11 protein-coding genes and 1 riboswitch are annotated in these 13,309 nt (G+C 39.0%); of the genes, 1 reads left to right on the top strand and 10 read right to left on the bottom strand.

Features of this window, described 5'->3' with window-relative positions; all coding sequences use genetic code 11:
• Positions 1-92 precede the first annotated feature (92 nt).
• The 9 genes from ACIQ0C_RS25455 to ACIQ0C_RS25415 form a co-directional block, all read right to left on the bottom strand.
• Entirely contained in the window at positions 93-1,175 is a 1,083-nt protein-coding gene (locus ACIQ0C_RS25455) for a D-alanine--D-alanine ligase (protein WP_403065296.1), read from the bottom strand.
• 417 nt (positions 1,176-1,592) lie between these two features.
• Positions 1,593-2,375 carry a hypothetical protein gene (locus ACIQ0C_RS25450; RefSeq protein ID WP_403065293.1) on the bottom strand — a complete coding sequence of 261 codons (783 nt, stop codon included), beginning with the start codon at positions 2,373-2,375 and terminating at the stop codon, positions 1,593-1,595.
• A gap of 512 nt (positions 2,376-2,887) precedes the next feature.
• The gene (locus tag ACIQ0C_RS25445; protein ID WP_402843685.1) at positions 2,888-4,150 is read right to left on the bottom strand and encodes a cation:dicarboxylate symporter family transporter; all 1,263 of its coding nucleotides are present in this window, start codon (positions 4,148-4,150) and stop codon (positions 2,888-2,890) included.
• Between the two features lie 173 nt (positions 4,151-4,323).
• Positions 4,324-4,471, bottom strand: a riboswitch (cyclic di-AMP (ydaO/yuaA leader).
• Between the two features lie 200 nt (positions 4,472-4,671).
• Positions 4,672-5,934 carry an efflux RND transporter periplasmic adaptor subunit gene (locus ACIQ0C_RS25440; RefSeq protein WP_403065290.1) on the bottom strand — a complete coding sequence of 421 codons (1,263 nt, stop codon included), beginning with the start codon at positions 5,932-5,934 and terminating at the stop codon, positions 4,672-4,674.
• Positions 5,935-5,948: 14 nt separating this feature from the next.
• Positions 5,949-6,611 (bottom strand): hypothetical protein, encoded by a 663-nt coding sequence (locus ACIQ0C_RS25435; RefSeq protein ID WP_402843679.1) that lies wholly within the window; start codon positions 6,609-6,611, stop codon positions 5,949-5,951.
• Positions 6,612-6,886: 275 nt separating this feature from the next.
• Positions 6,887-7,225, bottom strand: a complete 339-nt coding sequence (locus ACIQ0C_RS25430) for a diacylglycerol/lipid kinase family protein (RefSeq protein WP_403065287.1) — start codon at positions 7,223-7,225, stop codon at positions 6,887-6,889.
• Between the two features lie 17 nt (positions 7,226-7,242).
• Positions 7,243-7,389 (bottom strand): diacylglycerol kinase family protein, encoded by a 147-nt coding sequence (locus ACIQ0C_RS25425; protein ID WP_403065284.1) that lies wholly within the window; start codon positions 7,387-7,389, stop codon positions 7,243-7,245.
• Positions 7,325-7,513 (bottom strand): diacylglycerol kinase family protein, encoded by a 189-nt coding sequence (locus ACIQ0C_RS25420; RefSeq protein ID WP_403065281.1) that lies wholly within the window; start codon positions 7,511-7,513, stop codon positions 7,325-7,327. Before ACIQ0C_RS25420 ends, ACIQ0C_RS25425 begins: the two co-directional genes overlap by 65 nt.
• Positions 7,514-7,747: 234 nt before the next feature.
• Complete coding sequence (locus ACIQ0C_RS25415) at positions 7,748-8,626, bottom strand: TetR/AcrR family transcriptional regulator (protein WP_402843666.1); 879 nt, start codon at positions 8,624-8,626, stop codon at positions 7,748-7,750.
• Between the two features lie 189 nt (positions 8,627-8,815).
• Between ACIQ0C_RS25415 and ACIQ0C_RS25410 the strand changes: the two genes are divergently transcribed.
• Positions 8,816-11,944: an efflux RND transporter permease subunit gene (locus ACIQ0C_RS25410; protein WP_403065278.1), complete on the top strand. Its 3,129-nt coding sequence runs from the start codon at positions 8,816-8,818 to the stop codon at positions 11,942-11,944.
• 190 nt (positions 11,945-12,134) lie between these two features.
• Here ACIQ0C_RS25410 and ACIQ0C_RS25405 read toward each other — a convergent pair whose 3' ends face one another.
• Positions 12,135-12,974: a tyrosine-type recombinase/integrase gene (locus ACIQ0C_RS25405; RefSeq protein WP_402843660.1), complete on the bottom strand. Its 840-nt coding sequence runs from the start codon at positions 12,972-12,974 to the stop codon at positions 12,135-12,137.
• Positions 12,975-13,309 lie beyond the last annotated feature (335 nt).

Here is a 13,309-nt window from a genome sequence, read left to right as displayed (position 1 = left end):
ACCAGTTTAAATCGCACCGGTTCCTGCTGATTGGAATCCATCAAATTTAATGCTAGATGGATTGTGGAGTTTACTGAACATTACCTGTATGATCAAACTGTATATTTGATTTGTTGTTTTTCCTGATGACGTTCCAAGGCAAGTTTCACGAGTTTTTCAATTAACGCTGGATAGTCGACACCTGTGTGCTTCCATAATAACGGAAACATGCTGAAAGGAGTAAACCCAGGCATTGTATTCACTTCATTAATATAGATCTGCCCCTCATGCGTCAAGAAGAAATCAGCGCGAACCAATCCAGAGCAATCCAATGACTTAAAGGCAGTAATGGCCATTTCGGATAAAGCTGTATACTCGCTTTCCGTTATCTCCGCCGGAATGACCATCGCTGAATTACCGTCTACATATTTTGCTGAATAATCATAGAAGGCAAAATCTTTCTTAGGTATGATTTCGCCTGCCACCGAACAAGACGGTTCATCATTACCGAGAATACCAAACTCGAGTTCACGAGCGACGACCCCTTCTTCAATGATGATCTTCCGATCGAATTGAAAAGCTTCCGCTACCGCCTTTTCCAGTTCATCAGCATCATTACATTTGCTGATACCGACACTTGAGCCTAAATTGGCAGGTTTGACAAAACAAGGGTACCCCAATTCATCCGCTACCTTTTTGATGGCACTTTCAGTATTCTTCTCCCATTCAGAACGAATGAACCAAGTGTATTTCACTTGAGGAAGTCCAGCCTGGGCAAAAATGTTTTTCATGATGACCTTATCCATTCCTGCTGAAGAAGCTAAAACGCCATTTCCTACATAAGGAAGGTTCAATAGTTCCAGCATCCCCTGTACGGTTCCATCTTCTCCATTTGGTCCGTGAAGCAATGGGAAAATTACGTCATACCCTGTTGATTCACTATTTTCATCAGTTGAATGTGCTTGCAAAGCAAGAGGCGAGCTCGACTTCTCCGGTGAAAATGTCAAAGCCTCCACATTCTCGGCAGGGCCTGTTAACTTTGGTCCATTTATCCATGAACCCTCTTTTGTTATGTAAATCGGATATATATCAAACTTTGCTAAATCGAGAGCTTTAATGACTGCTAAAGCCGTCTGCATAGAAACCTCATGCTCCGCAGATTTTCCACCATAAAGCAAACCAAGTTTAGTTTTCATGAGTTATTACCCTCCAATATTCTTTTAACCATGTTCATTGTATCACTTTACACTAAAACGGATAAAGCGAAACTTCCATCATTGGGGATTTTCCAATGATTACTATAATGTAGAACACAGGATAAAACCCGCCACATCCTGTGGCAACTCCTGTGCTAGCACATGCTGTGCGTCGCAGCCGGGCATTTACAGGCTGTTGGACCACTACATTACTTTTTTGTTACATCTTCTATCCACCTACCTACAGCCAGCCTGTTAATGCGGGGGAAACCGAAACTTCCATCATTCGAGCTTTTCCGATTATTACCATAATGCAGAACAAAGCATCCTGTGGCAACTCCTATGCGTTGCCCTCTCTTATCTTTTATGCATGAGACGGTAAGTCTTACACCTAAAAAATTCAAGGATGTCAAATAATCAGGAGGATGATGCATTTTTAATAATGCTTTCCCAAACTTTTTCTTTTCGATTGAAGATAATATAGGCATCGGGCTCCTTAATATCTCTATCCGAAAAGTAATCGTGCATTTCATCCATGTTTAAATGATCCCCTACGACCCATGCCGGTATCTCAATTTTCGTTCTTGTATACTTAACATCCCGAAAGGAAAAAACGAGCCCCTCTGCCAGGATATGGACCAAGGAAGCAATGATTTCTGCAGGAATCGCCGTCAGCTCTTTTTTCTTTCTGATTCCAAGCCACGTCCTCTCTACTTTTAACGGCTCCAGCTTAAGCGGTATCAGGCTTCCTAACATCATATAATATGTCGAAAGAGAACGAAAATAAATTTTATTGAACCAGCCATCATCCTGGGCAAGGTACACAAATTGATTATTCAATTTACGGAAAAATGGGGGATCCAAATGGGTTTTAGCGTGTCCTAAATATAAAAGCTCCGCTATTTCCCTTCCATCCAATTCATCCAGCCCTTCCGCTTCTTCAAAATCGACCCAACAGAAATCTCCATATGCCCGGACATTTTCTTTAACGAGCTTCGCAATAGCTTCAGATGAAGCGCTCTCAAGCAGGACATTCAAATTGTATTCCCCACCATCGAATTGATGTTTCAATAATAAGATCGAATCCAAGCTATATGGCAGTGAATGGACGAATTCACGAAAATTGAGTCCATTAAAAAGGACAAACCGTTCGGAAGCCTGCATATACATGTATAAGATATCATTGCTGTCATTCTTCATAACCTGACCCCCTCCGAGCTCTCAATCAATAATGTTATTTTATCAAACTTTTGGAGTTTCACGTAAGTTATATAACCCCAATATTAATCAACATCTGCATCTTATAAATAACATGAAACAAAATCCATATTAACCAATAGGAAAAAATATAGAATTGGAATAATTGATCAATAAAGGTTTTATCATTAATTCATTTCATGGGGCCGCTATGCTGATGATTCCCCAGCGAAATAACCGACCGTAGCTTAAAAACAATTCAACCTTATTTTAATGAAGGTATTTTCATTTTCACAACACATGATCGTGATAAAAACGAAAATCACCTGACCTTCTGGGAGCAAGAGGAAATAATTTGGTTTGGAGGACATGATGAAAGGCTTTATGAGTTTCGGGGTATTTTGACATGCAAAAAGATGCGTCAAGAAGGTACTTACAGCCATCAAGAAAAATAAGAAAGCGCTTTTTAATTCAAAAAAAAATCCAGAGTGAAATGTCACTCTGGATTTTTTGTATTAAGAAACTTGTTGTTCTAGTTCTTTTTTGGAAGGAGGGTTGAATTGACCTTCCCATTTAGAGATAACGATTGCCGCAAGTGAATTACCAATAACGTTTACTACTGTACGTCCCATATCAAGAATACGGTCGATACCGGCAATAAATGCTAAACCTTCAATAGGAATACCGACAGTTCCCAATGTCGCTAAAAGAACTACGAAAGATACACCTGGTACACCCGCAATCCCCTTGGATGTGATCATTAACACTAGCATTAGCGTAATTTGCTCATACATGCTTAAATCGATTCCGTACATTTGAGCGATGAAGATAGCTGCTAACGCTTGGTATAATGTAGAACCATCAAGGTTAAATGAGTATCCAGTCGGAATAACAAATGTAGCAATATGTTTCGGACATCCCGCTTTCTCCATTTTTTCCATGATTTTCGGAAGAACTGCTTCTGAACTTGCAGTAGAGAAAGCAAGAATCAATTCCTCTTTTAGAAGTTTAATCAAAGTAAAGATATTGAATCCTACAAATTTTGCAATGACACCCAGAATGACAATTACAAAGAAAATCATTGTTCCGTAAACAGAAAGCGCTAACTTTCCTAACGGAATTAAAGATTCCAAACCGAACTTGGAGATAGTCACACCGATTAGTGCAAATACACCGATAGGAGCGAATTTCATGACCATGTTAGTTAGGTAGAACATTCCTTCAGCCACACCTTGGAAGAAACGGAATACTGGTTTACCCTTTTCACCTATGGCCGCAATACTTAGTCCAAACAACACGGAGAAGAAAATAATCGCTAGCATATCGCCTTCTACCATGGCTTTAACTGGATTGGATGGCACGATGTGTACAAGTGTATCTACGAATGATTCATGCTGCTTAGTTTCTGCTGTATCAACATATGTGGAAATATCAGTTTGTTCCAGGTTATTCATATTCACACCAGCACCAGGCTGGATGATATTCGCTGAAATTAAACCAACAGCAATCGCTATCATAGTTACGACAACAAAGTATGATAATGATTTAGCACCTAGTTTACCAACCGCTTTCAAATCACCTACACCGGCAACTGCAACGATAAGGCTGGATACGATGATCGGCACTACAATCATTTTAATCATTCGTAGGAAAATGTCTCCGAATGGCTGTAAAAAGCTTTGGGCCGACTCATTACCATAAAAAATGGCACCAACGATAATCCCTAGTATTAAACCAATGAAAATTTGGCTAGCTAAACTTAATTTGAATTTCTTCATTTACTTTCCTCACCTTCCATAAAGTCTTTGATGCAAAAACATTTTTGTCTCGGTAAGGGAAACAAGATACTAATAAAAAGAAAGTAATTTTTCTTTTTTTGAAAAACTCTGTCTTTACGCCGAAAAAAAAGACACTTCATGTGTCGATTTCTTATTGGCGTGAATATTCACACATGTTCCCTTAAAGACGCTGACGAGGTTAGCTGTCGGGTTAGGAATTGGAAACACAAATGCCCTTTCATTTCTGAATTCACCCCTAGCGGATAAAATCCACAAAATTGGGTCCCCCGTTCTTGGAATAAGATTAAGCGAGTTAACTTATAATAAAATATTATACTAAAAATGATAATCTGTAAATATTTATTCGCATCTATTCTAGAAAAAATCTTTCAATATGTCTGAATATTCTGTATTAAAGGCTATTGTATCTATAATTACGCTTCCCGATTTTTGTTCAAATAAGTTATATTGATATATAATTTATACCTAATTTGACATCACCTCTCTTGTAAAAGGAGCAGTTATTTTTCCAGAATGCCAAGTAACAGATATCTTACTTTTTCCCTTGAGGTGAATTTTTTATAAGTTCCAGCTTTCACTTTTTCAAATTGAATCGGTGTAATAAAATAAGAATGGTTCTTCACTGCCACATTCTGCTCCAGCAGGATGACATCACCTACAGAAGGTCCCTTTATGATTTCTTGCTTCCCTTCAGCCTTAAGCCCTTTTGTAATGTAATGTTTATCCACATATCCTTTATTAGTCAACTTGTAAATATAAGGCTGTTTTTGGTAATGTACCGCCTCTATAGGAATGGAGGGTACACCTGCTTTCTCATTGGTTATTACAGTAAGATTCACTTTCGATCCCACCAACAAAGGTTCCGTTTCTTCGCCTTCCGGTTCGATTGAAGCTTGAAATGGAAATCTGTTATCTTTTTTTAAAGACGGCTCTTCAGCGGGATAGGAATGGATACGTCCTATCGTTCCTTTCAATGCCTTTTTTGAATCAGAGGAACTTGCTTTTATAGTCATGCCCACTTCAGCCTTTTTCATTTCCTCTTCGGAGAAATCCCCTTCAATTGCCATATTTGTCGAAACAATGGATATAATGGGATTATTCAGGTTTTTATTGATATTTTTAACTACACCATCAGCCTCGCTTTTCGTCACAATCGCACTGGACTGCTCCTCAATCGAACTTAATTTAGCATCAAGCATTCTCACTTTTTCATTCAACCTGTTTTTTTCTAGTTCCTGCTTGTACATTTCTTGCTCAATGTTACTTTTAATAAGATCTGAAGAGCTTGTCGTTATATCAATATTCAAGTTTTTTTCCACCGATTCATCAATTGCCGCTTTTTCAGTTTCACTGGTCACGGTCCCTTGATAAGACCTCAACTTCCCTATGTATTCCTCAATCCCTGCCATCTCTCCCTCAGCTGCCGTTTTCTCCGCTTCCAAATTCGCTTTAAGCGCATCAAGTTCGGTCGTCGTATATTCAAACAACGAGGAGCCAGCCGTAATTGCATCGCCTTCTTTTACAAGGAATTTCTTAAAATCATTTTTCTGGGTATCAAAATAGATATCATACTCTTCTACTGGTTTAATTACCCCATTTGTTTGGATGGTATCCGTAACTGTATCTTTTTTTACCTTAGTCCAGTTTTCAACGAAAACAGTCCGTTCCACTTTGCTTTCTTTTTTTTCAATAAGGTATAAGTTAACGGTTATTAACACTATCGACGCAATGGAGACCGCTGCTATTTTCCAATTACCGCTCATTCATTTCACCCGCCTTATACAAATACGCCTACTTGGATGTATCCTAAAAAGGCTTTAACAAACCATGTGGCCAGATAGAATAGAACAATCATTAAAAGGATCAAATAATTATTTCGTCCTGAAAATTCCTTTAAATAAAAATATTGCAGAGCAATAATAAGAAATTGAAAAATGGTGATTTCGCTGAAAAAGTGAATGAAATAATCACTTCTGAGAAAATACTGACTGATGATTCCCAATGAAAAAGGGTTGGCATCACTGCCTATATCCATTAAAACGAATAGGGGAATCAATAATGCTTTTTCAACTAATTGCAAGCCAAAAAGAATCATTTGAACGATTACCAATTTTATATATGGGATATCAGTAACGATCCAAAAGAATAGAGCTGCTAAAAATATGTATATGGAAGGGTCGATTATTCCTGTTATTATATTGCCACTCAAAATCAGCAACTTTGCTGCTTCGAATTCATTGGCGCTCATCTTCGTGATTTCTTTGGAAAATGATTCTGAACCAATGCCAAAATATCCCCCAATGGCGAATACTATAAGACTAAGAAAATATAAAAATAATAATTTCACACCAAGCTTTGTGACTGCCTCTGCATTTTGCAGCTGATAACGACTCCGATAAGGCTCTAAAATGCCCTTTAACAATCTGACCTGGTACACCATAAGTGGTCCTCCTGCAAAAATTGATATATCATCCTATATTTTATCCTATTTTGGGAACAATTGCAGAAATAAGGAATGAATATACAAAAAAAATACATAAGCCTTCCCCTTATCCCCACACTAGTTTGGTGTTAATACTGACAAATGATGGGCAAGGACTTTAATGCTCGAAGGCGTTTGTCTATAGTTCTCTCCATCCATATCCACATCAAGCGGCCTCTTGGATTCAATAGTCAAGGTACCTGCTTGGAAATAAGTCACCCCAGAGTCAGAGCTCATATTTTGAGTCCATGATTTCTAAAAATGCACCAAGGCTTGCATTTTAAAAAGATGGCAACGCCAAAAAGCCCATCGTCTGGACTAACCATGGGAAGGGGCAATAAATTAGTACAGATAAAACAACCATTCAAGACCAAAATCATAACTGCTTCCCCTTCAATCGAATCCCCATCATAATCCAGTTTATAGGAAAAGGGAGCATTCTCACCAATCGTCCTTACAGCACTTAATAAATACCCTATCTTTCCGAACCTGCTTTTTTCCTGCTCATCAATATTGTTTGATGCATCTGAAATAAGTCCAACTCCCCCCAAAAAAATTGGAGAAATGGACATTATTGGCCTGCCCAATATCAATTGGAACGAACCTTGCCATTTACTAATGCTTGCGCAGCTTGACGAACATTTTGAGGAGTTTTTAATGTCCTGGAGAAATCATTGCTGGTCCCTCCAGGTAAAATCCCAAACAACGGCCGCCTCCAAAGGGGGTGAAAGGCCATTTACAAACTCATGTACCGTTCCATCTCCTCCCAATACGAAAACTACTTCCATTTCTTCACCATATTCCCAAACAATAACGGCATGCATCGCCTTTTTGCTTTGTTTGTAGAATGAGAAACTCATCAATATGTGTTACCAATACTGGAAGACAACCCTCAAGATTCCTTTCGAGTTTATGATTTCCTGCATTTTTATTATAAAATCAGCATTCCCTTTTTCCATCGCAGGATTCTTGCCCCCATATCATTGAAAGAATTGTCTTCTTTCCATCACTTATACTTTTTCCTTAACCCCGCTTTTGAAACTCATTAAGAATTAAATGAAAAAAGAGGCTACACACCCCTTTCGGTAAAGCCTTCATATATCCAACAAATAATCCTTCATCATTAAGATAAGCTTTGAACACAAGGGACTCCTTTTTTCATTTTTCTCCAAAAATAACAAAAGGCTTTCCAAGATGATGGGGCTTGGCCTAACTTTTGAAAACTCTTCCTGGAGCGCCTTTAAAGCTTCCGTATTTTTACGCGTTTCCAATCCCTCTTCTTTACGTGTTTCGACTTCCAGCATCCTGACGATAATCGAATGGATTTCTTCTTTCGGGCTCATATCCCGCATCGAGCAACCTGGTAGGGGAAATTGTTTCAATAATGGATCTTCCATATTCTCCAGGCTTGCGACAATGGAATCCATCCGGTTCAATATGAAGCTAGGTAACAATTCCACATCGAAAGCATTTTGTTTCCTGATCAATATTCCGATATATCCTTTGAAAAGAGAATCTAAAATTATGGTGCAATCCGGCAGAAGATCAGATGAAAGTTCCGGGTATAACTCAATGATTTTACGCTTGAACCAACTCAAGCCCTCTTCATGGATATAATGTAAAAATCTATCTAATTCTTTGCTGATATGAACCATTTGTTCCTGCATCATCATTTGTATCAAGTTGGTATTTCCCGTCATATGCTCAATGTGAACAGTGATCTGCCTCATGAATTTGTCTTTACTGGATAATGAAGCATCCAGTTCAAGATCAAGCAATGAGTCTGTCAACGCTTCATAATAAAATTTAAAAATGGAGACTAGTAATTCCTCCTTCGATTTAAAATAATTATAAAAAGACCCTTTTGCTATCCCGCATTTTTCAGCAATTTCCTGAACGGAAGTAGCATGATAGCCTTTCTCCGCAAAAAGCTCTACAGACTTATCTATGATCATCTTATTTTTTTCTTTCATCAAATTCATCCCATCTCTTAAGATTGTTCATTGGTGACCAATGGGTCACATCCTCCAAATTCTATCCCAAAACCCTTGAAATCACAACGTTAACACTGACGATTATTATCTGTTGCAATCATAATCCACATGCTATATATTTGAGTTTGTGACCGACTAGTCACAATTATATGTATGGAGGGTACAAGCTTGAATTCAATAATTAAATTTTCATTAAAGAATAAATTGGCTATCTGGTTGCTTACCATCATCATCGTTGCAGCTGGTTTATACTCCGGTTTAAACATGAAACAAGAAACCATTCCAAGCATCTCCACTCCTTTAATAAGCATCTCCACTGTATATCCTGGAGCTGCACCTGAAGAAGTAGCAGATAAACTCACAGACCAGATTGAGCAGAAAGTAACGAATTTGCCAGGAGTCGAATTAGTCAGTTCTTCGTCCATGGCCAATGCCTCTTCCGTCCAATTACAATATGATTATGATACGGATATGGACGACGCTGTAAAAGAAGTGAAAGAAGCTTTAGAGAAATTGGAACTGCCTGAGGGAGTGGATGACCCAAGCGTATCTAAATTAGAGTTAAACGCTTTTCCTGTCGTCGCACTCAGTGTAACAGATAAGGGCTCTGATTTACCAGCTCTTACAAAAAACGTCGAAGAGGTGTTAGTGCCTAAACTTGAAGGAATTGACGGCGTGACATCCGTCTCAATTTCCGGACAACAAGTAAATGAAGGCAGCCTTGTATTCGACCAGGAAAAGATGGCTCAATACGGGCTCGATGAAGAAACCGTAAAGAAGGTTATCCAGGCCGCAAACGTCAACATGCCGCTTGGCATATATAACTTTGATGATAAAGAAAAAACAATCGTTGTGGATGGAAACATCTCCACATTAAAAGACCTGAAGAATATAAAGATACCTTTAACCGGCGGCTCTCAAACAGGAACGCCAGCACAAGCCGGACCGGAAACCAATCAATTATCCCCTGAAATGGCAACAGGTCCTGCCCAACTGCAAAATGTCAAATTATCAGACATTGCCGATGTTAAAATCACCGGTAAGGCTGAATCGATTTCAAGAACAAACGGTAGCGAATCGATTGGGATCCAGGTTACAAGATCGCCTGATGCCGATACAGTTGCAATCGTAGACGAAGTAAACGAAGAAGTATCTAATTTCAAAGAAGATTTTAAAGGCGTAAGTGTACACACTACGCTCGATCAAGCTAAACCGATTAAAGATTCTGTTGAAACCATGATCAGCAAGGCACTCTTCGGCTGTCTGTTTGCAGTCATTGTTATCATGCTATTCCTTAGGAACTTTAAAACGACTCTCATTTCCGTCATATCGATTCCCTTATCCCTGTTAGCAGCGCTTCTGGTGCTCAAACAAATGGATATTTCTTTGAATGTCATGACACTTGGAGCAATGACCGTAGCCATCGGCCGAGTCGTCGATGACTCCATTGTCGTCATTGAAAATATTTATAGGAGAATGGCTTTAAAAGGCGAACAATTAAAAGGCGGCGAATTAATACGATCAGCCACTAAGGAAATGTTCATCCCTATCCTTTCATCGACAATCGTCACTGTAGCCGTATACCTGCCTTTAGCAAGCGTTACAGGACCTGTCGGGGAACTATTCATGCCATTCGCCTTAACAATGGTGTTTGCATTAGTCGCTTCATTAATAATCGCCATCACACTTGTTCCGGCAATGGCAGACTCTTTATTTAAAAAGGGACTATCTAAAAAAGAATTAAAATCACATGAAGAAAAACCAAGCAAACTATCAGCATTCTACCGAAAAGCACTGGATTGGTCGTTAAACCATAAGTTAATCACTTTCGGCACAGCCATTCTATTATTGGTCGGCAGCTTATTCCTAATCCCAAGCATCGGTGTCAGCTTCATGCCTGCAGATGAAGAAAAAACGATCATCGTCACTTACACTCCAGCACCTGGAGAGTTAAAAGAGGATATTGAAAAGCAAACAGAAAAAGTAGAAAAATACTTCATGGATAAAGACGATGTGAAGACCGTTCAATACACACTTGGTGAAAGCATGATGGGCGGCATGATGGGCGGATCGAGTAACTCGGCTCTCTTCTATGTACTCTATGATGAAGACACCGAAAATTTCGGGGACAAAAAAGAAACCGTCATAAAAGATTTAACTGAACTTGATTCACCTGGAACATGGAAACAACAAGAATTCACGTCAACATCAAGCAGCGAAACCACTCTTTTTGTTTACGGAAATACACAAAAAGATATTGAACCGGTAATTGACGATATTCAAAATATCATGAAGAAAAATAAAGATTTAAAAGATGTTGATACAAGTCTTTCAGATGCTTATGAGCAATATACTCTAGTTGCAGACCAGGAAAAGCTAAGTGACCTTGGACTTACAGCTGCACAAATTGGCATGTCCATTGCCAATACAAATAAAGATGATGCTTTAACTACGATTAAGAAAGATGGAGAAGAAGTCAAAGTATATGTCGAGACAAAAGAAACGACATTCGAAGACAAAAAAGATCTTGAGAATACGAAAATTTCTTCTCCAATGGGAATGGAAATCCCATTGAAAGAGCTTGTGAAAATCGAAGAAGGCAAAGCTTCCGATACAATCAGCCGCCGCGATGGAAAAATTTATGCCGACGTGTCTGCAACAATCAAAACGGATGATGTGGCAGCAGTAACAGCTGAGGTACAAAAGGAAGTTGATAAATTAGACCTGCCTGCAAGCGTCACTATAGACTATGGCGGAGTAACGGAAGATATCCAGGAATCATTCACTCAACTTGGTATCGCTATGTTAGCGGCCGTTGCTATCGTATACTTTGTCCTAGTCGTTACTTTCCATGGTGGTTTAGCACCAATAGCCATTCTCTTCTCCTTACCATTTACGGTAATCGGGGCATTGGCCGGGCTATTCGTTGCAGGTGAGACCATCAGCGTTTCGGCAATGATGGGTGTCCTGATGCTTATTGGTATCGTCGTAACCAATGCCATCGTATTAGTGGACCGTGTTATCAAGAATGAAGAATCCGGGCTATCTACCAGGGAATCTTTACTCGAGGCAGGATCCACCCGTCTACGCCCAATCCTGATGACTGCCCTTGCCACAATCGGCGCTTTAATACCTCTGGCAATCGGTGCAGAAGGCAGTGGATTGATATCACAAGGTTTGGGAATTACCGTTATCGGCGGACTGGTGAGTTCAACATTGCTAACACTTGTAATAGTGCCGGTAGTATATGAAGTTATAATGAAAATAGGTAAAAAGAAGAAAAAAACAGTTAAGTAAATGAAGAAAAAGAAGAGGGGATTCCTTTTATCAGGAATCCCCTCTTTTTTGATTCAACAATGTATCAATATGTGCAGCCCTTTTGACTGAACTATGTTCCTTCTTCTTTTAACCTGTCCTGTCTCTTAAGACAAAATCTCCTATTCGTCATTTCAAAGGAAGAACTCGCTTTCCCTTTAATTTCTATATCTTAGTGTTTGGTGAAAGTTTGGTCTATCGCATTTGCCAGATCCAGCGGCTTTTCTTTTAGATAACGCTTCGTTACGTTTAAATCTTTATGACCGGCAAGCTTGGATATCGTTTGTATATCTATTCCATTATCCACTAGCCTTTGACAAAAGGTATGTCGCAGTTTATGTGGATGCACATTGTATTTTTTCAATATATATTGAACTGACCTCGGAGTGATCCTTTGATTATAGCTTGAGATGAATAATGGATCTGCTTTTTCTTTTAAAGAAAAAAGATAATTTTGCACATGTTGTATAGCCGATATTGTAAGGGGGACGGATCTGTCGATTTCACCTTTTGCGTTCCTGACAAGTATATAATTTCGCTCTGTTTCCATGATGACGTCACGGCCATTTAAGTCACATAATTCGGAGACACGGATTCCTGTATGTAACAAAAGGTAGACGATGGCAATGTTCCTTAGATTTCCTTCTGCTTCTATATCTCTTAACAGGATCTGCTGTTCAGTTATGCTTAAAGTTTCAGGTACCTCAAGCTTGTGCTCCTTAACCTTACGTTCCACAGAAAGCATTACTTGCGGTTTGCCTAAAAATTTAAAGAAGACATTTAGGGCGATATAGTGTTTTTCGATCGTTCCAGGACTTTTCTTGCAATTTTCTAAATAATCAAGATAACCCTGAACATCTTCAGAATGGATCTCCATCAATATCTTTTGTGTCTGGTCACAAAACTGTGAAAGGACACCAGTATACGTTTTGATCGTATTGGCTGATTTGCCCTGGTCTCTCAACCATTCAGCAAACGAAAAAATCATTTCATCTTTAGCAGAGGTATCCATCGGCTATTCCCCCAATGACAGTTTCAGAACTACGTTAAGTTTAACATATATCCCTATAGAAACGAAGAATTCTGTCCCTTTGTCTTAAACAGATATGGATAATACAGATAGCTTTAGAAATTCAGATGCATTTATAGTATGTCCTACCATTCATACTGCATATAACTTTCTTTATGGCCCTTTTGAGTCACCACTTTTTTAACAGGTTTAAATAATAAGTACTGAAGGAATAACGACCTCAAAAAAGACCAGCCGGATGGCTGATCTTTTTAAATGGCTTGGCGGCGTCCTACTCTCACAGGGGGAAACCCCCAACTACCATCGGCGCTGAAGAG

It is taken from the genome of Peribacillus sp. NPDC096448 (assembly GCF_044762675.1).
Taxonomy (GTDB): Bacteria; Bacillota; Bacilli; order Bacillales; family DSM-1321; genus Peribacillus; species Peribacillus frigoritolerans_B.
This window is presented reverse-complemented; position numbering and strand designations above follow the sequence as displayed.

What these genes read in the sequence shown, in the direction of transcription:
- ACIQ0C_RS25455 (WP_403065296.1), bottom strand. Translation starts at nt 1,175, where the DNA reads ATGAAAACTAAACTTGGTTTGCTTTATGGTGGAAAATCTGCGGAGCAT.
- ACIQ0C_RS25425 (WP_403065284.1), bottom strand. Translation starts at nt 7,389, where the DNA reads ATGGCCTTTCACCCCCTTTGGAGGCGGCCGTTGTTTGGGATTTTACCT.
- ACIQ0C_RS25450 (WP_403065293.1), bottom strand. Translation starts at nt 2,375, where the DNA reads ATGAAGAATGACAGCAATGATATCTTATACATGTATATGCAGGCTTCC.
- ACIQ0C_RS25440 (WP_403065290.1), bottom strand. Translation starts at nt 5,934, where the DNA reads ATGAGCGGTAATTGGAAAATAGCAGCGGTCTCCATTGCGTCGATAGTG.
- ACIQ0C_RS25445 (WP_402843685.1), bottom strand. Translation starts at nt 4,150, where the DNA reads ATGAAGAAATTCAAATTAAGTTTAGCTAGCCAAATTTTCATTGGTTTA.
- ACIQ0C_RS25420 (WP_403065281.1), bottom strand. Translation starts at nt 7,513, where the DNA reads ATGAGTTTCTCATTCTACAAACAAAGCAAAAAGGCGATGCATGCCGTT.
- ACIQ0C_RS25435 (WP_402843679.1), bottom strand. Translation starts at nt 6,611, where the DNA reads ATGGTGTACCAGGTCAGATTGTTAAAGGGCATTTTAGAGCCTTATCGG.
- ACIQ0C_RS25430 (WP_403065287.1), bottom strand. Translation starts at nt 7,225, where the DNA reads ATGTCCATTTCTCCAATTTTTTTGGGGGGAGTTGGACTTATTTCAGAT.
- ACIQ0C_RS25405 (WP_402843660.1), bottom strand. Translation starts at nt 12,974, where the DNA reads ATGGATACCTCTGCTAAAGATGAAATGATTTTTTCGTTTGCTGAATGG.
- ACIQ0C_RS25415 (WP_402843666.1), bottom strand. Translation starts at nt 8,626, where the DNA reads ATGAAAGAAAAAAATAAGATGATCATAGATAAGTCTGTAGAGCTTTTT.